We start from the raw sequence: 20,191 nt of genomic DNA, 5'->3' as shown, positions 1-20,191 counted from the left end.
GAGTTTGTGTCCCTCCCGGAGATCAACTCGGACCCAAACTCCTTGATCACCTCCATGGGGGCCGGCTGATCATGAAGTTGGCTGGTGGGGAAGCGCTTTCTGTGACCGCTAACTTCATGATCGCCCCGATGGGGGCCCCGGGGGGCGAGATCTTGGTACGGGGACGCCCCCACCGGGGCGTCCCCGTACCAAGATCTCTGGCTGTCGTGGGTGCGGACGGGCCGGTTGCTCTTGGGCGGGAGGGGGAGGGGGAGGGGTTGGGTTAGGGGAGGTGGGACAGGGCGGTCAGGAGGGCGTCGACCTGGGGCTCGGTGGTGCCCAGGCCCAGGCTGGCGCGCAGGGCGGTCGGGGGCAGGTCGGTGCGGCCGGTACGGGCGGCGGCCTCGGCCAGCAGGCGACGGGTCAGCGGGTGGGCGCAGAACAGGCCGTCCCGTACCCCGATCCGGTGTCGGCTCGCCAGGTGCGCGGCCACGTCGGCGGAGTCCCGCCCGGCGACCACGAAGCTGACGATCCCCACCCGGGGCGCGTCCGGGCCGAACATGCGCAGCTCGACCACGTCGGGCAGCGTGGCGAGGCCGCGGCGCAGCCGGGTCAGCAGCGCCTGTTCCCGTACGTGCAGCGCCTGCCGGTCGGCCTCGCCGAGCGCGGCGCAGACCGCCGCCAGCGCCACCGCGCCGAGCAGGTTCGGGGTGCCGGCCTCGTGCCGTGCCGGGCCGGTGGTCCAGCGCACCTCGTGCGTGGCCGCGCCGACGTGGCTGGTGGCGCCGCCACCGGCCAGGTACGGCGGGGCCGCGTCCAGCCAGTCCGCCCGCCCGGCGAGCACGCCCGCGCCGAACGGGGCGTACAGCTTGTGGCCGGACAGCGCCACGTAGTCCACGTCCAGCGCGGCCAGGTCGACCGGGGCGTGCGGGGCGAGCTGCGCGGCGTCGACCAGGATGCGGGCGCCGTGCCGGTGCGCGACCCGGGCCAGCTCGGCGATCGGCCACACCTCGCCGGTGACGTTGCCGGCGCCGGCGACCGCGACCAGGACCGGCAGGCCGGGCCGGGCGTCGCGGGCCAGCTCGCCGAGCGCCGCCGCGAGGGACCGGACCGCGCCGGCCGGGCTGTCCGGCACCGGCAGCCGTACCGAGCCGCGCGGCCAGGGCAGCAGGTTGGCGTGGTGCTCGCCGCCGAACGTGATCACGGTGGTGCCCGCGGGCAGCGCCCGGGCCAGCAGGTTCAGCGCGTCTGTGGTGTTCCGCGTGAAGATCACGTGGTCGTCGGGGCGGGCGCCGAGGAAGTCGCCGACGGTCTGCCGGGCCTGCTCGTAGGCGAGCGTGCAGCGCCGGGACAGCGCGCCCGCGCCGCGATGCACGCTCGCGTACCAGGGAAGGAGCCCGGCCACCGCGTCGGCCGCGGCCCGCGCGCACGGCGCGCTGGCGGCGTGGTCCAGGTTGATCTCCCCCGGTACGCCGAGCACGCCGAGCGGGTCGGGCCGGACCGGCGCGGGCAGCACTAGGGACGGGGGTACGAGAGTGAGGGTCATGGCGGAGCCTCCCGGGTCACAGGTGGACCCCGGGTGGTGCCGGGACGGGGTCCGCGCTTGCCCAGCACGCGGAGCGGCGCTGGGCCCGGTCATCACCCGGGGCACCCCACCGCGAACCTCGACGAGGGTTGCCGGCCAGCAAGCCGGGGCTTGACGCTGGCGCTCGTGACCTGTTCGGGAGCATAGCCGTAGCGTTCGGCCCGGACCAGTGGGTCGCGGGTGACTACGCTGACCGCATGGCCGACACCCCGCCCGGCGGAGCCCTGCCGCCGCCGCCCGCGCCCGCCGCCCCGTCGCCGGGGGCGCCGACGCCCCGGATGCCGCTGCGCCGGCTCGGCTGGCGGCGCTTCCTCGCGCTGGCCGGTGTGGTGCTGCTGATCGCGGCCGGCGCGCTGTTCATGGTCTTCACGCTGGGCGAGAGCCTCGGCGCCGAGGCGCTGCTGGTGGGCCTGGTCGCGGCGATCCTGCCGGTGCCGGTGCTGGTCTCCTGCTTCCTGTGGCTCGACCGCTACGAGCCGGAGCCGCTGAAATACCTGATCTTCTGCTTCGCGTGGGGCGCCTTCGTCTCCACCGCGATCTCGCTGCTGGTCAACGAGACCGGCGCGCGGCTGTTCGACGACCTGGGGCTGCCCGCCGCGCTGACAGCGGTGCTCGTCGCCCCGTTCATCGAGGAGCTGACCAAGGCGGCGGGCCCGCTCCTGGTGCTGATCTTCCGGCGCCGGGAGTTCTCCGGGATCACCGACGGCCTGGTCTACTGCGGGCTCTCCGCGGTCGGCTTCGCCATGGTCGAGAACATCCTCTACCTGGGCGGGTACGGCTACCGCACCGGCGTGGAGCAGTACGGCCCGGCCACCGGCGCGCAGCAGGTGATCGCGATCTTCATCGTCCGGATCCTGCTGTTCGGCTTCGCCCACCCGCTGTTCACCTCGATGACCGGCGTCGGGCTGGGCGTCGCGGCGCGTACCGCCGACCGGCGGGTACGGGTGCTCGCCCCGCTGGCCGGCCTGCTGCTGGCGATGATCCTGCACGGCACCTGGAACCTGCTGCCCTCGCTGGCCCAGGCCACCGGGCAGACGGTGATCGTGCTCTACGGGTACATCGGCGTGATGGTGCCGATCTTCTTCGCCATGGTGGGGCTGGCGATCTGGCTGCGCGCCTGGGAGGGCCGGCTCACCGAGCGCACGCTGCCGGACTACGTGCGGGCGGGCTGGCTCACCCCGCCCGAGGTGGCCGCGCTGGGCAGCCTGGGCCGCCGGCACGCGGCGCGTACGTGGGCCCGGCGGGTCGCCGGTGACGGCGGGGTGAAGGCGATGCGCGGCTACCAGTTCGCCGCGACCCGGCTCGCGCTGCTGCGCGACGGCATGCGCCGGGGACTGGACCGCAAACCCGCCGAGCGGGAACGGACAGCGCGGGAGGAACGGGAACTGCTGGAGGCGATCTCCGCGTACCGGTCGTTCTTCGTCGGCCGGGACCCGCAGGCGCCGGTCGGGGTCTGGGACGGTCAGCGCTACCACCTGCGGTTCCCGGACGGTTCGCAGCGCCCGGTGGAGGCGCCCGACGACCCGGTGGTGCCGATCCCGGTGGTGCTCGCCGCGCCGCCCGCGTACCCGCCGCCCGGCTACGGCCCGGGCGGCTGGCACGGCCCGGGCGCGCCCTGGCGTCCCGGGCGCTGACGGGTCAGCTCATCAGGCCGGTCAGGAAGTCGCCGAGCCCCTGGGCGATGGCCATGAGCGCGGCCCCGATCCCCCTGAACACCTGCGCGGCCCCGTCCGGACGGAACGCCATGAAGTAGATCAGGAACGCGAGGAATCCCCAGGCGAGGATCTTCTTGATCACTACCGGCATGGTGTCCCTCCCCAGGGCGCTCAGGTGCCTGGGCTTCCCGCCGGGAAGCGCCGCAAACGGCGCCGATGCCGGGTCGGAGGGTGGAGAGCCGGATCAGAGGTAGAGACCGGTGGAGCCGGCGGCGGTGCTCTCCACCCGCTCGGCCGCCACGGCGTGCACGTCCCGCTCGCGCAGGAGCACGTACGCCCGCCCGTGCAACTCGACCTCGGAGCGGTCGTCCGGGTCGAAGAGCACCCGGTCGCCGGCCACGATCGAGCGGACGTTCGGCCCGACGCCGACGGCTGTCGCCCAGGCCAGCCGCTTGCCCACGGCGGCGGTCGCGGGGATCACGATGCCGGCGGTGGAGCGGCGCTCGCCCTCGGCGCCCTCGGTGCGTACCAGCACGCGGTCGTGCAGCAGGCGGATCGGCAGCCCGGCGTCGAGACTCTGGTCGGCGGTCACGCGAAGACGCTACCGCGTGCCCGGCTGTCGATTCCGCCGTGGTTCGCAGGAGCGCCGGGCGGGCAATGTGTGGCCGAGCCGCCCTAGGGTGGGGCGAGCAGACGTATCCTGTGCCCCCTGCGACGTGGTGGGGCCGACTTTGCCGGAGGTGCGCTTGAGCCGCTTCGAGCGGATGCGCGGACGGCTCCGCCGCGCGTACGAGTCGGGCCGGGAGGCCGCCCGGACCCGCCGGGCCGACCCGGAAGCGGCGCCGGGGGAGGCAGGAGTGGCCTCGCCCGCGTCACCGGGACCGTCGGCGTCGCCGGAGGCGACTGTGGTGGGCGTCGAGCCGCCGGCCGCGATGCACTCCTCGACTGTGAGCCGGGACGACACCGAGGTGCCGCACGCGCTGCGGATCACCGCCGCTTGGTGCTGGCGGCTGATCGTGATCGGCATCGTGACCTGGGCGCTCATCAAGATCATCGGCACGATCAGCATCGTGATCATCCCGCTGACTGTCGCGCTGCTGCTCTCCGCGCTGCTCGCCCCGGCGGTCGGCTGGCTGCTCCGGGCCCGCCTGCCCCGCTCCCTGGCCACCGGTGTGGTGCTCGTCGGCGGCCTGGCCGCCGTGGTCGGCACGCTGACGCTGGTGGTCAACGAGTTCATCAAGGGCGTACCGGAGCTGAGCGAGAAGTCCTCGCAGGGCATCCGGCAGATCCAGGACTGGTTCAAGACTGGCCCGCTGCACCTGTCCGACAGCCAGCTCGACCGCTACATCAACGAGGCGCAGAACTGGATCAACGGCAACACCGAGCGGTTCACCAGCGGCGCGCTCAGCACCGCCGCCACGCTGGCCGAGGTGCTCACCGGCACCGTGCTCGTGCTGTTCGCCACGTTCTTCTTCCTGCGCGACGGCAACTCCATCTGGCGGTTCCTGGTCCGGCTGCTGCCGGTCGCGGCCCGCTGGAAGGTCGACGACGCCGGTCGCGCGTCCTGGGCGACGCTCGGCGCGTACGTGCGGGCCACCGTGCTGGTCGCCTTCATCGACGCGGTCGGCATCGGCATCTTCCTGGTGCTGTTCGACATCCCGTTCGCGTTCCCGCTGGCCGCGCTGGTTTTCCTGGGCGCGTTCATCCCGATCGTCGGCGCGTTCCTGTCCGGCGTGGTCGCAGTGCTGGTCGCGCTCGTCGACAGCGGCCCGGTGACCGCGTTGATCATCCTCGGCGTGGTGGTCGGGGTGCAGCAGGTAGAGGGCCACGTGCTCCAGCCGCTGATCATGGGCCGGGCGGTGGCCATCCACCCGCTCGCCGTGATCATCGGCATCGCCGCGGGCGTGGTGCTGGCCGGCATCGCCGGCGCGCTGGTCGCGGTGCCGCTGATCGCCGTGCTCAACACCGCGGTCCGGCGGCTCGCCGCGCGTACCGTGCCGGACACCCCACCGGACGCGGTGGTGGTCGCCTCCCAGGCGCCCTGACCCGCACGATCCCCTGACGCCCGTGTCGCCCCGCCCGGGGAGGCGCGGGCGTCAGCTCTTGGCGAGCCGTTCCAGCGCGCCCCGGGCCACCTCGGGCCGGGTGGTGTACCAGAACGGCGGCAGCGAACGGCGCAGGAACGGGCCGTACCCGCGCGCCGTCTCCAGCCGCGAGTCGAGCACCGCCACCACGCCCCGGTCGCCGGTGGCCCGGATCAGCCGGCCGACGCCCTGGGCCAGCCGGACCGCCGCGATCGGCACGCTCACCGCCGCGAAACCCGAGCCGCCACCGGCGTCCACCGCCGCGGCGCGCGCCGCGGCGAGCGGCTCGTCCGGCCGGGGGAACGGCAACCTGTCGATCACCACGAGCTGGCAGGCGTCGCCCGGCACGTCCACCCCCTGCCAGAGCGACATCACCCCGAACAGGCAGCTCTCCCGCACCTCGCGGAACCGGCGCACCAGCAGCGGCAGCGCCTCCTCGCCCTGCAGCAGCACGGGCAGGTCGGTCCGCGCGCGGACCAGCTCCGCCGCCTGCTGCGCGGCCCGTCGCGACGAGAAGAGCCCGAGGGTACGACCACCGAGCGCCCCGACCAGCGCCAGCAGCTCCTCACCGGCCGGCCCGGGCAGCCCGGAGATGCTGGGGCGGGGCAGGTGCGCGGCCACGTACAGGATGCCCTGCCGGGCGTAGTCGAACGGTGAGCCGACGTCCAGCGAACTCCAGCCCGGCCCCTCGGTGGCCGGCACGGTGCCGATCGACGCCCGGCTGCCCTCGGCGGCGGCCACCGGCGGCGTGACCGGGGTGCGGCCCGCGGCGGCAGCGGTGGCGATCGCGGCGGCGGCCGGGGACGGCGGGGCGGGCGGCGGCGCGTCCAGCCCCAGCGCCCGGGCCACCGTGTCGAAGCGGCCGCCCAGCGCCAGCGTCGCCGAGGTGGCGACGACCGTGCGCTCGTCGTACAGGTGGGTGGCGAGCGTGCCCGCGACCGACAGCGGCGCGACCACGAGTGCTCGGCGGCTGCCGTTGTCCGGCTTCTCGACCCAGGCGACGTCGTGGTCGGCCTCCTCCAGCAGCCGCTGCGCGGTGGTGGACAGTTCGTCCAGCACCGCCTTGGCCTGCTGCTTGCGTACCGGGTCGGGGTCGTCGGACTTCACGTCGCCGATCGCCTCCAGCGCGGCCCGGGTCGCCGAGTCCAGCAGCGTGCACGCCTCGCGCAGCGCGGACGGCAGACCGGCGGTGAGCCGCCCGGCCGGCGCCTCGGCCAGCCCCACGGCGAGCGCGTCACCGGCCTCGGTGAGCCGCTCGGCCAGGTCCGGGCGCAGCAGCGGCCGGGCCCGGCGGGTGGACCTGTCGATCAGCTCCGGCACCAGCTCGGCCTGGGCCGCCGAGGAGACCCGGTCGGCCAGCTCGTGCGCCTCGTCCACCACCAGCAGCTTGTGCGGCGGCACGATGTGCCGACCGGCGAGCATGTCGACGGCGAGCAGGCTGTGGTTCGTCACCACGATGTCCGCCTCGCGGGCGCGCGCCCGGGACGCCTCCGCGAAGCACTCCTGACCGAACGGGCAGCGGCTCGCGCCCACGCACTCGCGCGCCGGCATGGAGACGGTGCGCCACACCTGGTCGTCCACGCCCGGATCCAGCTCGTCCCGGTCGCCGGTGGCGGTCTCCTCGGCCCAGTCACGCAGCCGCTGCACCTGCTTGCCCAGGCGGCCCGCCTCGCCGAGCCACTTGGTGCCGCCGTTGCCGGGGCGCGGCGCGTCGAAGAGCGCGTCGTCCGGCTCGTCCTCGACCGAGCTGTCCAACCTCGCCAGGCACAGATAGTGGTGGCGACCCTTCAGCACGGCGAACGTGGGGCGCCGGCCCAGCACCGGCTCGACCGCGTCGGCCAGCCGGGGCAGGTCGTGCTCGACCAGCTGGGACTGCAACGCCAGCGTGGCGGTGGAGACCACCACCGGCCCGTCCACCGTCAGCGCCGGCGCGAGGTAGGCCAGGGACTTGCCGGTGCCGGTGCCAGCCTGCACCAACAGGTGCTCGCCGGAGGCGATGCTGCGCTCGATCGCCTCGGCCATCTGCTGCTGACCGGGCCGGGCCGCGCCGCCGGGAACCGCGCCCACCGCGGCGGTCAGCAGCTCCCCGGCGCCGGCGCGACCACTGCGGCGCTTCTTCGGGACGGCCGGGCCGGTGGCGGTGCGGGACGGGGTCACCGTGCGACCGTACCCGCCGGCACCGACGGGGGTCCGGTCGCTCCGGCGGCGTGGCGGGACGGCGGGTCGCGTCCGGTTACCTCCCGATCGCGTGGCGTGGCCGGAATCGGTTAGGGTGCCAGGCATGCCGAGCGACGTGGTCCGCGTGATCTACCGCAAGTACGACGGCAGCGCCCACCGCGACTACCCGGCCCGCCGCCTCGCCGAGGACGATCTCGGCGTCTGGCTCGGCGTGCCCGCCGGCACCGAATCCGTCTACCACGGCCGCCCGTCCGTCGAGCAGATCCCGTTCGTCCTGCTGGTGCCCCACCACGGCTGGTGGACCGGCATGTTCAACCCGCCGCCGCGCACCAGCGAGGTCTACTGCGACATCGCCACCCCGGCCCGCTGGGAGGGCGCGGAGACGGTCCACCTGATCGACCTCGACCTTGACGTGGTGCGCCGCCGCGAGACCGCAGTGGTCGAGCTGCGCGACGAGGACGAGTTCGCCGAGCACCGGGCCCGCTGGGGCTACCCGGACGACGTGGTCACCGAGGCCGAGGCGGCCGCCCGCTGGCTGCTCGGCGCGCTCGGCGACGGCACCGAGCCGTTCGCCACGTCGTACCGGAAGTGGCTGGCACTGGTGGTCTGAGCCAACTCACCAGCGCGGCGGCCAGGCGGCGTCCGGCCCCAGCGGCGGCAGCTCGCCGACCTTGTCCGGGTTGAGCTGGTTGAACACCCCGGTGACCCGCCCCTCGTGGACGGCGAACGAGGTGACGATCCGCATGGTCCGCCCGTCCCGGTAGGGGACCTCCGACTGCCAGCCCAGCGTGCCGTCCACCACCACCGGCCGGACCCGCATCGCGCCCCACTTGCGGGCCTGGTTGAACAGGCCGAGGAGCAGGCGACCGGCCGCCTCCGCGCCGACCACCGGCTGGCGGGCCGCCGGGAAGTGGCCGCCGGAGTCGCCGATCGCCACCACGTCGGGTGCGAGCACCCGGACCAACTGCTCCAGCTCGCCGGACTCCACGGCGGCGACGAACGCGGTGAGTACCCGTCGCTGCTCGGCGAGGTCGGCGCTGTGCTGCGGCGCGTCCGGCCGGTGCACCGCCCGCCGGGCCCGCGACGCGAGTTGACGCGCCGCCTCCGGCGTGACCGCCAGTACGTCCGCCACGTCGGAGAACGGCACCGCGAACACGTCGTGCAGCACGAACGCCACCCGCTGCTCCGGCGTCAGCCGTTCCAGCACCACCAGCAGCGCGGTGCCGATCTGGTCGGCGCGTACCGCCCGCTCGGCCGGGTCGGGCGCGAACCCGTCCGCCGCCGGCACGGTGGTCACCACCGGCTCGGGGAGCCACTGACCCGGGTACGCCTCCCGGCGCACCCGGGCGGAGCGGAGCACGTCCAGGCAGATCCGCGAGCAGGTGGTGATGAGCCAACCGCGCAGATCGCGTACGCGGGCGCGCTGCTCGGGGTCGCTCAACGCGCCGGAGAAGCGCAGCCAGGTCTCCTGGACGGCGTCCTCGGCCTCGCTGCGGCTGCCGAGCATCCGCCGCGCGACCGCCAGCAGATGCCCCCGCTCCGCTTCGAACTCCCCCGTAAGTTCATCCACCCACCCATTCTCCCGCCCCACCACCCGCCCCGGCACCCCGCCGCCCACCCTCGCCGATCTTGCGCTTGCCGCCCCGGCAAAAGCCGCTTTCCGGATGCACCAGGGGCCGCAACTGCAAGATCAGCGGGGTGGGGCGGGCGGGAAAGGGCTTCGGGGGTGAGGATCGGGGGATGAGTGAGGTGGTGGGGCCCGAGGGCGGGCCGATGCGGGAACTGCTGCGGGTGGGGCCGGGGGCGGTGGATCTGGCGGCGATCGACCCCCGGTCGACGCCCGGGCTGCCGGCGGTGGCCGGGCGCGGGCCCGCGCGCAAGGAGTGGGCACGGGCCCAGGTCGAGCTGGTCGGCGCGGAACTGGGGCGGCAGCAGGAGATGCTGTATGCCTCGGCGCAGGGCGCCTCAGGTCCGGGCAGCGCCACGAGCGCGCCGGCCCAGGCGGGCGCGGGGCTCGGTGAGGGCCGGCCGCGCCGGCTGCTGCTGGTGCTCCAGGCGATGGACTGCGGCGGCAAGGACGGCACGGTGAAGCGGGTGGCGGGCGCAATGAACCCGCTCGGGCTGCACATCCGCTCGTTCGGGCCGCCCACCGAGGAGGAGTTGCGGCACGACTTCCTGTGGCGGGTACGCCGGGCGCTGCCGCCGCCCGGGTACGTGGGCGTGTTCAATCGCTCGCACTACGAGGACGTGCTGATCGCCCGGGTCGAAGGGCTTGTCGACGAGGCGACCTGGCAATCCCGGTACGCGATCATCAACGACTTCGAGCGGGAACTGGCCGAGCAGGCGGTGACCGTGATCAAAGTCATGCTGCACATCTCGTACGCCGAGCAGGGCGAGCGGCTGATGCAGCGGCTGACCGACCCGACGAAGTTCTGGAAGTACAACCCCAGTGACCTGGACACCCGGGCACGATGGGACGACTACCAGGCGGCGTACGCCGAGGTGATCGAGCGGTGCGGCGCCGACGACGCGCCCTGGTTCGTGGTCCCGGCGGACCGCAAGTGGTACCGGGACTGGGCGGTAGCCCACCTGCTGCGCGAGACGTTCGACGAGTTGCATCTGGGGTATCCGCCTGCCGATTTCGACGTTGATCGGGAGCGTGACCGGTTACGGAGCCAACTCGGCGGGTGATCAGGTGAACGGAAGGTGAACGAGCGGTGAATCGGGCTTGACCAGGGGTGGGCCGATCGAAAGCCGCCTGGACGCGATCCCTAGCATGCGCAATGCAGACGCCCGGGCGGCGACGGCCACCCTTCCACCGACACGACGAGGTCCGTGCTGTGAAGTTTTCCTTCCGTCCCACCGAGGGCGCCTTCTACGAGCTCTTCACCAGGGCCGCGCAGAACCTGGTCAAGGGGACCGACCTGCTCAACGAGCTGGGTCTGCCCGGCGCCGACGTGCAGTCGATCAGCGAGCGGCTGACCGACATCGAGCACGACAGCGACCAGATCACGCACGAGCTCTACAAGAAGATCAACTCCACGTTCATCACGCCGTTCGACCGGGAGGACATCTACCGGCTGGGCTCGCTGCTCGACGACGTGATGGACCACCTGGAGGCGGTCGGCAACCTGCTCTACCTGTACGGCCTGACCAAGCTCCCGTCCCTTCCGCGTGAGCTGCACGAGCTGGTCAACGTGCTCGACCTGCAGGCCAAGCTCACCGCCGAGGCGATGCCCCGGCTGAAGTCGATGAAGGATCTTGAGGACTACTGGATCGAGTGCAACCGGCTCGAGAACGACGGCGACCAGGCGTACCGGATGCTGCTGGTACGCCTCTTCTCCGGTGAGTACGACGCGCTCACGGTGCTGAAGATGAAGGAGGTGGCCGACGAGCTGGAGGCCGCCTGCGACGCCTTCGAGCACGTCGCCAACACCGTCGAGACCATCGCGGTCAAGGAGTCCTGATCCAGTGAGTCCCGAACTCATCGCCGTGCTGGCGGTGATCGCGGTCGCCATGGCGTTCGACTACACGAACGGCTTCCACGACGCGGCGAACGCGATCGCCACCAGCATCTCGACCCGGGCGCTGACCCCCCGGATCGCCCTGGCGCTGGCCGCCGTCGGCAACTTCGTCGGCGCGCACTTCGGCGCCGGCGTCGCCAAGACGGTCGGCGACGGCCTGGTCACGTTGCCGACCGGGGTGGAGAGCCTCGGCGTGGTCTTCGCCGGCGTGCTGGGCGCGATCATCTGGAACCTGATCACCTGGTACTTCGGCCTGCCGTCCTCCTCCTCGCACGCCCTCTTCGGCGGCCTGGTCGGCGCGACCCTGTTCGCCGCCGACGGCATCGTCCAGTGGGGCACCATCATCGAGAAGGTCCTCATCCCGATGGTGCTCTCGCCGGTGGTCGGCCTGGTGCTCGGCTTCCTGGTGATGCTGGCGATCATGTGGCTGTTCCGGAAGGGGCAGCCGGGCAAGCTCAGCCGCGGCTTCCGCTGGGCGCAGACCGCGTCTGCCGCCGCCATGTCGGTCGGCCACGGCATGCAGGACGCCGCCAAGACCATGGGCATCATCGTGCTGGCGCTCTACACCGGTGGCTTCCAGGAGAGCAAGACCCACATCCCGGGCTGGGTCTTCTGGACCTCCGCGGCGATGCTGGCCGCCGGCACGTACGCGGGTGGTTGGCGGATCATCCGGACGCTCGGCCGGAAGATCATCGACCTCGGCCCGGCAGAGGGCTTCGCGGCCGAGACCGTCGCCAGCGCGGTGCTCTACTTCAACGCGCTGGTGCTCAAGGCGCCGATCTCCACCACGCACACGATCACCTCGGCGATCATGGGTGTGGGCGCGACGAAACGGCTCTCCGCGGTGCGCTGGAACGTGGCCGGCAACATCGTGATCGCCTGGATCATCACGTTCCCGGCCGCCGCCGCGATCGCCTGCCTCGCGTACCTGCTGGTCCGCCCCCTGTTCTGAGCTCCCGCGCAACGACGTCGAGGGGTTCCCCGCCGTGGCGGGGAACCCCTCACGCGTAGGAGACGCCGATCCGGGCCTTGATGTCGTCGATCAGGCCCATCACCTCGAGCGTGGCGGCGTGCGGCACCAGCGGGCTCTCGGTCAGCCCGGCCGCCAGGCAGCGCTGCACCTCGATCGCCTCGTACTGGTAGCCGCCGCCGGTCAGGTCCGCCGGGATCGTCTCCGGCTCGGCGCCGGCCCGGTGCAGCACGGCGTGCGCGGGCCGGAAGAACAGCTCGGGCAGGTCGATCCGGCCGGTCGTGCCGGTGATCGACGCGGTGATCGCTGTCGCGCCGACCATGCCGCAGCTGAGCGTGGCCACCGCGCCGGAGTCCCAGCCGAGCACCATGCCGGTGTTCTCGTCCACCGCCTCCGGGGTCAGCTTCGCCCACGCCTGCACGTGCTGCGGCACGCCGAGCACCAGGTGGGCCAGGCTCAGCGGGTAGACCCCGAGGTCGAGCAGCGCGCCGCCGCCGAGTGTGCGGGCCCGCATCCGGTGCTCCGGCGGGAACGGGCCGGCCACGCCGAAGTCCGCCCGTACGTGCGTCACCTCGCCGATCGCGCCGTCCCGGATCAGCTCCAGCACGCGCAGGATCAGCGGGTTGGTCCGCATCCACATGGCCTCCATGAGGAACAGGCCCCGGGCACGGGCCGTCTCCACCAGCTCGGTGGTGGTCGGCAGGTCCAGCGTGCAGGGCTTCTCCACCAGCACGGCCTTGCCGCCGGCCAGGCACGCCAGCGCCGCCTCGTGGTGCGCCGCGTGCGGGGTGGCCACATAGATCGCGTCCACGTCCGGGTCCGCGGCCAGTTCCGCCCACGAGGCGTACGCCCGCGGCACGTCGTGCCGGCGCGCGAACAGTTCGGCGCTCTCCCGGGTACGCGAGCCGACCGCGACCAGTTCGGCGTCCGGCACCAGCCGCAGGTCCTCGGCGAAGCGGGCGGCGATGTTTCCGGTGGCCAGGATTCCCCAACGCGTCATGCCCGGCACGCTATCCCTTCCCGCTGCGGGACCGGCAGGGTGATCCACCGGTCGGGACGGCTCAGCGGGGGGTGTCGGCGACGGCCAGGGCGGCCAGTTCGATCGTCGCCCGCCGCGTCGCCAGCGTCGGCCGGTCGGGTTCCAGGTGCGCGTACGCGGCCCATGCCCCGGTCGAGCCGTCGAGCTGTTCCCGCAGGATGTCGGCGTGCCCGGCGTGCCGGTTGGTCTCGGCCAGCACGTGGACCATGACGTTGAACAGCTTGACGTGGGGGCGGGGCCACCACGGCACGTGGCCGGGCGCGTCGATGGGGAGGGCCTCGATGGTCGCGTCCGCGTGCTCCCACGCCCGTCGGTAGCGGCCGATCACCTCCTCGCGGGTCTCGTGCTCGGTCGCCCACATGTCGGCGCCGTCCGGATCCGGATCGTCCCACCGGGGCAGCGGTTCCGGGAACGGCCTGCCGAACACCTCGCCGAAGTACCGGGCCTCTGTGAACGCCAGGTGCTTGACCAGGCCGAGCAGGTTGGTGCCGGACGCGGTCAGGGGGCGGCGCACGTCGTACTCGGACAGCCCGTCGAGCTTCCACAACAGCACCTCGCGGATCTGACGCAGGTCGTTGTGCAGATACTGCTTCGCGAAGTCGTCGATCACAGGTCACCACCCTGCCAGGCGCGGCCGGCGCACGCTGCCCGGTGCGCGCCGGTGGGTGCGCGGCGGTCCTCCAGGCGGCTGAAGTCACTTCGCTAGTGACCACTTAGCGTTAAGGTTGCGGAGCGTAATGGATCCCGTTCGGCTCCTCGCAGAGCCGGGTGCCCAAAAGCCACTAGGCAGACATAAGTCAGCCCGATTTCGGGCTGGGCCAATCGCCTCTCGCCGACTTTGCTCTGCAGCCCCATGCGCACTGGTTACGGAAGGTTGCCGCTGCGGATCTGGCTGCAGAGCAAAGTCGGCGGAGGGGTTCATGGTGGCGGCGGCCGAAAACTACACAACGTGACCGGGTTGGGTTCGCGCGGTGCGGATGCTTGCGTGCGGCGGCGTGCACCGCGCCAGGCGGTGCCAGGCCGCCCCCGGCCCGGCCGCTCGGGCGGGAACTAGGCTCGGCCGCATGACGATCGACGGCTTCGCCGCACCCCCCGCCCTGGTGGAGCACGCCCGCCGGTTCCGGGCCGAGGGCGCCGTACCGGCCGTGCCCCGGGTCGCCGCCACCGTGCTGCTGCTCCGCCCGGCCGGCGACGGGTTCGAGGTCTACATGATCCGCCGGGTGGCGGCGATGACCTTCGGCGGCATGTACGCCTTCCCCGGCGGCGGTGTGGACCGCTCCGACTCGGAGGCGCACCTCGGCTGGGCCGGCCCGGACCCGGCGGCGTGGGGTGTGCGGCTCGGACTCGACCCGGCGGCCGCGCAGGCGGTGGTGTGCGCCGCCGCCCGCGAGGTCTTCGAGGAGGCGGGCGTGCTGCTCGCCGGGCCGGACCCCGACACGGTGGTCGGCGACGTGAGCGGCGACGACTGGGAGGCGGCCCGGCAGGACCTGGAGGGACGGCGGGTCGGCTTCGCGGACCTGCTGGCCGGGCGCGGCCTCACGCTCCGGTCCGACCTGCTGCTGCCGTGGAGCCGGTGGATCACCCCGGAGTTCGAGCCGCGCCGCTTCGACACGTACTTCTTCGTCGCCCTGCTGCCCGAGGGGCAGCGGACCCGGGACGTGTCCGGCGAGGCCGACCACACGCTGTGGCTGCGCCCGGCGGACGCGCTGGCCCGCGCGGAGGCCGGCGAGCTGACCATGCTGCCGCCGACCATGGTCACGCTCGTCGAGGTCGCCGCCGCGGGCGACCTCGACGGCGTGGCGCGGGATGCGGCGGAGCGCGACCCGGGTACGCCGATCCTGCCGTACATCGAGGGGCTGGACGGCGCCGAGCCCAGCTTCCGCCTCAGCCGAAGCGGCCGGTGATGTAGTCCTCGGTCTTCTTCTGGCTCGGGTTGCTGAAGATCTTCTGCGTGTTGTCGTACTCGATCAGGCGGCCCGGGTCGCCGGTCTTCTCGATCGAGAAGAATGCGGTCCGGTCCGACACCCGCGCGGCCTGCTGCATGTTGTGCGTGACGATGATGATGGTGAACTTGTCCTTGAGCTGGAACATCAGGTCCTCGATGGCCAGCGTGGAGATCGGGTCCAGCGCCGAGCAGGGCTCGTCCATCAGCACCACCTGCGGCTCGACCGCGATGGTGCGGGCGATGCAGAGCCGCTGCTGCTGACCGCCGGACAGGCCCGCGCCGGGCTTGGCGAGGCGGTCCTTCACCTCGTCCCACAGGTTCGCCGAGCGGAGCGCCCGCTCGGCGGCCTCCTCCAGGATCGACTTGCGCCGTACGCCGTTGAGCCGCAGGCCCGCCACCACGTTCTCGAAGATGCTCATGGTGGGGAACGGGTTCGGCCGTTGGAAGACCATCCCGATCATCCGGCGGACCGCCGTGACGTCCACGTCGCGGTCGTAGATGTCCTGGTCGTCGATGGTGAGGCTGCCCTCGACCCGGGCGCCGGGCAGCACCTCGTGCATCCGGTTGATCGACCGCAGGAAGGTGGACTTGCCGCAGCCGGACGGGCCGATTAGGGCGGTGACGGTCTTCGGCTCGACGGTCAGGTTGATGTTCTCGATCGCCTTGAACCCGCCGTAGTAGGCGGTCACGTTCGTGGCTTCGATGCGCTTGGCCATGGTGGCGGTACCTCCGGGGTTCATCGGCCGAGCCGGTTGCGGCGGGACAGCAGCTTCGCCGCCACGGTGAGGACGAGGACGAGGGCGACCAGGGTCAGCGCGGCGGTCCACGCCCGTGCCGGCGAGTACCTCGACGCCTCACCGGCCTGCTGGTAGACGAAGAGGGCCAGCGACGACTGGTTGTTCTCGAACGGGTTGAAGTTGATCGCCGCGCCGCCGCCGGCGACGAGCAGCACCGGCGCGGTCTCACCGGCGGCCCGCGCGATGGCGAGCATGACGCCGGTGACGATGCCGGGCAGCGCGGTCGGCAGCACGACCCGCAGGATGGTCTTCCACTTCGGTACGCCCAGGGCGTACGCGCCCTCGCGCAGCGGCGCCGGCACCAGGCGGAGCATCTCCTCGGTGGAGCGGACCACTGTGGGCAGCATCAGCACGCTCAGCGCCAGCGCGGCGGCGAAGCCGGAGAAACCGGGCCGCCCGTCGTTGAACCACGGCGAGACGATCAGCACCCAGAAGGCCAGCACGAACAGGCCGGTGACGATCGACGGGATGCCGGTCATCACGTCCACGAAGAAGCGGATGGTGAACGCGAACCGGCCCCGGCCGTACTCGACGATGTAGATCGCGCAGAGCACGCCCAGCGGCACCGTGATCAGCGTGGCGATGCCCACCTGCTGCAGCGTGCCGACGATCGCGTGGTACGCGCCGCCGTTGGCGTCCCGCGACCCGATGTTGTTCATCGAGGTGCCGAAGAAGTTCGCGTCCAGCCGCTCGGAGCCCTTGCTGACCAGCGTCCAGACCACCGAGGCCAGCGGCAGCACGGCCAGCACGAAGGCGGAGTGGATCAGCGCGCTCCAGGTCCGGTTGCGGGCCGACCGGCGGCCCTCCACCGCGTTCGCCGCGACGAACAGACCGGCCAGGTAGAGCAGCGCGCCGACCACCACGACCAGGACCGGGCCGCCGATGCCGGCGCCGTACACGATGCCCGCCGCGAGCAGCAGCGCCGCGACGGCGATGGCCGGAGCGGCGTACGCGGGAAGTCGCCTCGCCCGCAGCGTGGCCGGCTGGGCCGGCGGGCGCGGGCGGCGGGAGGTGAGGGTGGTGGTCATGCGGCCGACTCCGTGAACTCGCGCCGCCGGTAGATGATCGCCCGGGCGGTGATGTTGACGATCAACGTGATCGCGAACAGCACCAGGCCGGAGGCGATGAGCGCGCCCCGGCCGGTGTCGTTCGCCTCGGCGAACCGGTTGGCGATGTTCGCGGCGATCGAGTTGCCGCCGCTGGCCAGGATGTTGAACGAGATGGCGTACGTGGAGCCGAGCGTGAGCGCCAGCGCGATGGTCTCGCCGAGCGCCCGGCCCAGCCCGAGCATCACCGCGGCGATGACGCCCGGACGCCCGTACGGCAGGACGGCGGTGCGGATCATCTCCCAGCGGGTGGCGCCGAGCGCGAGCGCGGCTTCCTCGTTCGCGGTCGGGGTCTGCCGGAACACCTCGCGGGACAGCGAGGTGATGATCGGCAGCACCATGATCGCCAGCACCACGGAGCCGAGCAGGATCGAGTTCCCGTACGGGCCGTCGCCGAAGATGGGGATCCAGCCGAAGTACCTGTTCAGCCAGGCGGACAGGTCGGCGACCGGCTGGGCGAAGTAGTCCCGGCCCCAGAGGCCGAAGACGACGCTCGGCACGGCGGCCAGCAGGTCGATCAGGAAGCCCAGGGCGTTGCCGAGCCGCCGGGGCGCGTAGTGCGACAGGTACAGGGCGATGCCCAGCGCGACCGGCACCGCCATGAGCAGCGCCAGCAGCGAGCTCAGGACGGTGCCGAAGGCGAGCGCGCCGATGCCGAACTGCGGCGGGTTGTCGTTCGGGAACCAGCCCTCGAACGTCCAGAACGACTCGGTGTTCGCCCGCAACGCCGGGACGGCCTTGGCGACCAGGAAGATCGCGATGGCCGCGATGACCACCAGGACCGTGGTGCCGGCGGCCAGGGTCAGGCCGCGGAACGCCCGTTCCGCGCCGAAGGCGCGGGCCCGGGGGAGGGCGCCGCCGCCGCCGAGGCCACCGTCGGGGCGGCCCGGGTTACCGGGGCGCTCGGCCACACGCGCCGAGGCACCGGCGGGTCCCTCGTGGCTCGTGGCCACGGGAGTCCCGCCGGTGCCGGCGTGGGCCGAGCGCTGAGGGGTGTCACCCATCTGCTCGCTCGCTTCGCGTTGAGGAGGTGTCGGTCGGGAGCGTCAGGAGAGGCTCTTGACCGCGGCCTCGACCTTGGTGCGGACGGTCTCGGGCAGCGGGGCGTAGCCGAGCTCGACCAGCTCCTTCTGCCCCTCGGCGCTGGCGGCGTGGCCGAGCAGGCCCTTGACCAGCGGCAGCTTGTCGGCGGCGAGGCCCTTGCTGCAGACGATCTCGTAGGTCGCCAGGACGATCGGGTACGCCCCGGCCTCCTTGGTGTTGTAGTCGATCGACATCTTCAGGTCGTTGCCCTGACCCTCGAACTTGGCGCCGGCGATGGTCTTGCCGGCCGAGTCACCGGTCAGCTCGACGAACTCGCCGTTACCGTTCTTGACCTTCGCCATCTTCAGGTCGGAGTTCTCGGCGTACGACCACTCGACGTAGCTGATGGTGCCGTCGGTGCTCTTGACCTTGCTGGCCACGCCGTCGGACTTGGCCGCGCCGACGCCGCCCGGGGCCTTCCACGCCTTGGAGTTGCCGAGCGTCCAGTCCGCCTCGGCGGTCTTGGAGAGGTACTTGGTGAAGTTGTCGGTGGTGCCCGACTCGTCGGAGCGGTGCACCGCCTGGATCGCGGTCGACGGGAGCTTGGCGTCCGGGTTGTCGGCCTTGATCGCCGGGTCGTCCCACTTGGTCACCTTGCCGGCGAAGATCTTCGCCAGGGTGGCCGGGCTGAACTGGAGGTTGTCCGCGCCGCTGACGTTGTAGACCACGGCGACCGGGCCGATCACCATCGGCAGGTTGAGCGCCTGGCCGCCGACGCACTTGGCGTCGGCCTGCGGCTGCTCCTCCGGCTTGAGGGGGGAGTCCGAACCGGCGAAGTCTGCGGTACCGGCGATGAAGGCCTGGATGCCGGCGCCCGAGCCGCTCGGCTCGTAGTTGATCGTGGTGCCGGCGCACTTCTGCTGGTACGCCTTGATCCACTCGGCCATGGCGTTCTTCTGGGCCGAGGAGCCCTGCGCGTTCAGCGTGCCCGTCGCGCAGTCCACCGCGGCGGTGGAACCGGAGGCGCCGGCGGGCTCGTTGTTGTCCGAGCCGCAGGCGCTGAGACCGAGAACCGCGGTAAGAGCGAGACAGGCGATGGCGCCGTGCCGCTGGAGCTTCACTTCAGGGGTTTCCCTTCACGTCTTTGGTCAGGTCGCCCGGAGTGCCGGGGGCCGGCGCTGACCGGCTGACACGAAAGGTAGGAGGGCCAGGTGGACGGTTCGCCGGACGCAAGTGAACGCGCGGTGAACACGTTCAGCCGACGAGATGGCCGTACGCTGAGGAAGGGTTGTCCATTTCGTGAACTAGCAGCCTGGTATCGCCTTTATGGCGATTTTCCGGGGCCGCGGAACGCTCAGCCGCGCTGGTAGTTGACGTGCGCGGACCACATGGCGAAGCCCAGCCGCTCGTAGAGCGCGACCGCGGCGGTGTTGCTCTCGTCCACGTAGAGCATCACCCGGTCCAGCCCGCGCTCGTCGCGCAGGTGGGTCAGGCCGGCGGCGGTGAGCACCCGGCCCAGGCCGCCCCGGTGCGCGGACGGGTCGACGCCGAGCACGTAGACCTCGCCGATGCGGGCCGAGCCCGGCCGCTCGTGCACCTTGGTCCAGTGGAAGCCGAGCAGCCGCCCGGTCGTGGAGTCGACGGCGAGCAGGAAGCCGGCCGGATCGAACCACGGCTCGGCGATGCGTACGCGCAGGTCGTCGAGTGTCCACTTGCCCTGCTCGGGGTGCTGGGCGAAGGCCGCGTTGTTCACCGCCAGCCACGCCTCGTCGTCCTCGCCGGGGCGGAACGCGCGCAGCGTCACGCCGTCCGGCACCACCGGCTCGGGCAGTTCGGGGGTCAGCGGACGGCGCATCTGCCAGAGCACCCGCGCCCGGGCGAAGCCCAGGTCGACAGCGAGCGCGGCGGCCGACGGGTGGTCGCCGTGGGCCCAGGCGCGCAGCGGACCGGGCGCGGCGTCCACCACGCCCCGGGCCAGCGCCCGGCCGACGCCGCGCCGCCGGTACGCGGGATGCACGACCAGTTCGGCGCCGACGCCCTCGGCCGGGGCGGTGACGTCGAGATGCGCGTACCCGGTGAGTGTGCCGTCGGCGGTGCGGGCGGTGAGGTGCACGGCGGGCGCCTCGGGGTCGCGCAGCCGCAGCAGCACGTGCTCGTCGAGCGGGTCGGCGCCGTCGGTGTCCCCGGCGGCGCGGGCCAGCGCCAGCACCTCCGCGACCTCGGCCGGCGTCAGCCGGTCCGCCCGGTCGATCCGGTCGGTCGCGGGGCCACTGGTCGGCTCGGGGCTCATCTGAGTCACGGTAGCC

General features: G+C 72.7%; 19 protein-coding genes and 1 riboswitch. Of the genes, 7 read left to right on the top strand and 12 right to left on the bottom strand.

The genetic code is table 11. The features are described 5' to 3' along the window. Positions 1-262 precede the first annotated feature (262 nt). The gene (locus KBX43_RS21975) at positions 263-1,525 is read right to left on the bottom strand and encodes an aminotransferase class V-fold PLP-dependent enzyme (protein ID WP_210886909.1); all 1,263 of its coding nucleotides are present in this window, start codon (positions 1,523-1,525) and stop codon (positions 263-265) included. A 48-nt stretch (positions 1,526-1,573) separates the two neighbouring features. Beyond that, a riboswitch (SAM riboswitch) is annotated at positions 1,574-1,696 on the bottom strand. A 65-nt stretch (positions 1,697-1,761) separates the two neighbouring features. On the opposite strand from KBX43_RS21975, the gene KBX43_RS21970 reads away from it, so the two are divergent. Next, on the top strand, positions 1,762-3,198 hold the full coding sequence (locus tag KBX43_RS21970) for a PrsW family intramembrane metalloprotease (RefSeq protein ID WP_210886906.1): 1,437 nt from the start codon (positions 1,762-1,764) through the stop codon (positions 3,196-3,198). Positions 3,199-3,202: 4 nt separating this feature from the next. Here KBX43_RS21970 and KBX43_RS21965 read toward each other — a convergent pair whose 3' ends face one another. Together KBX43_RS21965 and KBX43_RS21960 are read right to left on the bottom strand one after the other, a co-directional pair. Continuing rightward, the gene (locus KBX43_RS21965) at positions 3,203-3,370 is read right to left on the bottom strand and encodes a hypothetical protein (RefSeq protein WP_166457585.1); all 168 of its coding nucleotides are present in this window, start codon (positions 3,368-3,370) and stop codon (positions 3,203-3,205) included. A 93-nt stretch (positions 3,371-3,463) separates the two neighbouring features. Beyond that, entirely contained in the window at positions 3,464-3,811 is a 348-nt protein-coding gene (locus KBX43_RS21960) for a co-chaperone GroES (protein WP_043327996.1), read from the bottom strand. Between the two features lie 154 nt (positions 3,812-3,965). Between KBX43_RS21960 and KBX43_RS21955 the strand changes: the two genes are divergently transcribed. Beyond that, entirely contained in the window at positions 3,966-5,264 is a 1,299-nt protein-coding gene (locus KBX43_RS21955; RefSeq protein ID WP_231915501.1) for an AI-2E family transporter, read from the top strand. Between the two features lie 51 nt (positions 5,265-5,315). Here KBX43_RS21955 and KBX43_RS21950 read toward each other — a convergent pair whose 3' ends face one another. After that, entirely contained in the window at positions 5,316-7,460 is a 2,145-nt protein-coding gene (locus tag KBX43_RS21950) for an ATP-dependent DNA helicase (protein ID WP_210886903.1), read from the bottom strand. A gap of 124 nt (positions 7,461-7,584) precedes the next feature. Here KBX43_RS21950 and KBX43_RS21945 point away from each other — a divergent pair, with 124 nt between their 5' ends. Next, on the top strand, positions 7,585-8,091 hold the full coding sequence (locus KBX43_RS21945) for a DUF402 domain-containing protein (RefSeq protein WP_043327997.1): 507 nt from the start codon (positions 7,585-7,587) through the stop codon (positions 8,089-8,091). 6 nt (positions 8,092-8,097) lie between these two features. Here the strand turns inward: KBX43_RS21945 and sigJ are convergent, their stop codons facing one another. Then, the gene (sigJ, locus tag KBX43_RS21940; protein WP_043327998.1) at positions 8,098-9,051 is read right to left on the bottom strand and encodes an RNA polymerase sigma factor SigJ; all 954 of its coding nucleotides are present in this window, start codon (positions 9,049-9,051) and stop codon (positions 8,098-8,100) included. 170 nt (positions 9,052-9,221) lie between these two features. On the opposite strand from sigJ, the gene KBX43_RS21935 reads away from it, so the two are divergent. The 3 genes from KBX43_RS21935 (at position 9,222) to KBX43_RS21925 (ending at position 11,957) form a co-directional block, all read left to right on the top strand. Continuing rightward, positions 9,222-10,172, top strand: coding sequence for a PPK2 family polyphosphate kinase (locus tag KBX43_RS21935; protein ID WP_210886900.1), 951 nt, complete (start codon positions 9,222-9,224; stop codon positions 10,170-10,172). Between the two features lie 149 nt (positions 10,173-10,321). Then, positions 10,322-10,948, top strand: coding sequence for a DUF47 domain-containing protein (locus KBX43_RS21930; RefSeq protein ID WP_030504473.1), 627 nt, complete (start codon positions 10,322-10,324; stop codon positions 10,946-10,948). A gap of 4 nt (positions 10,949-10,952) precedes the next feature. Beyond that, complete coding sequence (locus tag KBX43_RS21925; protein ID WP_030504472.1) at positions 10,953-11,957, top strand: inorganic phosphate transporter; 1,005 nt, start codon at positions 10,953-10,955, stop codon at positions 11,955-11,957. Between the two features lie 49 nt (positions 11,958-12,006). Here the strand turns inward: KBX43_RS21925 and KBX43_RS21920 are convergent, their stop codons facing one another. Together KBX43_RS21920 and KBX43_RS21915 are read right to left on the bottom strand one after the other, a co-directional pair. After that, entirely contained in the window at positions 12,007-12,975 is a 969-nt protein-coding gene (locus tag KBX43_RS21920) for a Gfo/Idh/MocA family protein (RefSeq protein WP_043330895.1), read from the bottom strand. Between the two features lie 61 nt (positions 12,976-13,036). Then, complete coding sequence (locus tag KBX43_RS21915) at positions 13,037-13,624, bottom strand: DinB family protein (protein WP_113973530.1); 588 nt, start codon at positions 13,622-13,624, stop codon at positions 13,037-13,039. A 454-nt stretch (positions 13,625-14,078) separates the two neighbouring features. Here KBX43_RS21915 and KBX43_RS21910 point away from each other — a divergent pair, with 454 nt between their 5' ends. Further along, a complete protein-coding gene (locus tag KBX43_RS21910; protein ID WP_210886897.1) occupies positions 14,079-14,918 on the top strand; it encodes an NUDIX domain-containing protein in 840 nt (279 codons plus the stop codon). Here the strand turns inward: KBX43_RS21910 and pstB are convergent. The 5 genes from pstB to mshD all read right to left on the bottom strand — a co-directional run bounded on the left by pstB (position 14,899) and on the right by mshD (position 20,175). Continuing rightward, the gene (pstB, locus tag KBX43_RS21905) at positions 14,899-15,675 is read right to left on the bottom strand and encodes a phosphate ABC transporter ATP-binding protein PstB (protein ID WP_013288829.1); all 777 of its coding nucleotides are present in this window, start codon (positions 15,673-15,675) and stop codon (positions 14,899-14,901) included. The two genes, KBX43_RS21910 and pstB, sit on opposite strands and share 20 nt — an antisense overlap. A 20-nt stretch (positions 15,676-15,695) precedes the next feature. Continuing rightward, positions 15,696-16,784 (bottom strand): phosphate ABC transporter permease PstA, encoded by a 1,089-nt coding sequence (gene pstA / locus KBX43_RS21900; protein WP_043328005.1) that lies wholly within the window; start codon positions 16,782-16,784, stop codon positions 15,696-15,698. Further along, positions 16,781-17,866: a phosphate ABC transporter permease subunit PstC gene (pstC, locus tag KBX43_RS21895; protein WP_043328007.1), complete on the bottom strand. Its 1,086-nt coding sequence runs from the start codon at positions 17,864-17,866 to the stop codon at positions 16,781-16,783. Before pstC ends, pstA begins: the two co-directional genes overlap by 4 nt. Before the next feature lie 42 nt (positions 17,867-17,908). Beyond that, positions 17,909-19,006: a phosphate ABC transporter substrate-binding protein PstS gene (gene pstS, locus KBX43_RS21890; protein ID WP_043328009.1), complete on the bottom strand. Its 1,098-nt coding sequence runs from the start codon at positions 19,004-19,006 to the stop codon at positions 17,909-17,911. Between the two features lie 233 nt (positions 19,007-19,239). Next, complete coding sequence (mshD, locus tag KBX43_RS21885; RefSeq protein ID WP_210868939.1) at positions 19,240-20,175, bottom strand: mycothiol synthase; 936 nt, start codon at positions 20,173-20,175, stop codon at positions 19,240-19,242. Positions 20,176-20,191 lie beyond the last annotated feature (16 nt).

It is taken from the genome of Micromonospora sp. C41, from assembly GCF_018070485.1.
GTDB classification, from domain to species: Bacteria; Actinomycetota; Actinomycetes; order Mycobacteriales; family Micromonosporaceae; genus Micromonospora; species Micromonospora chalcea.
This window is presented reverse-complemented; position numbering and strand designations above follow the sequence as displayed.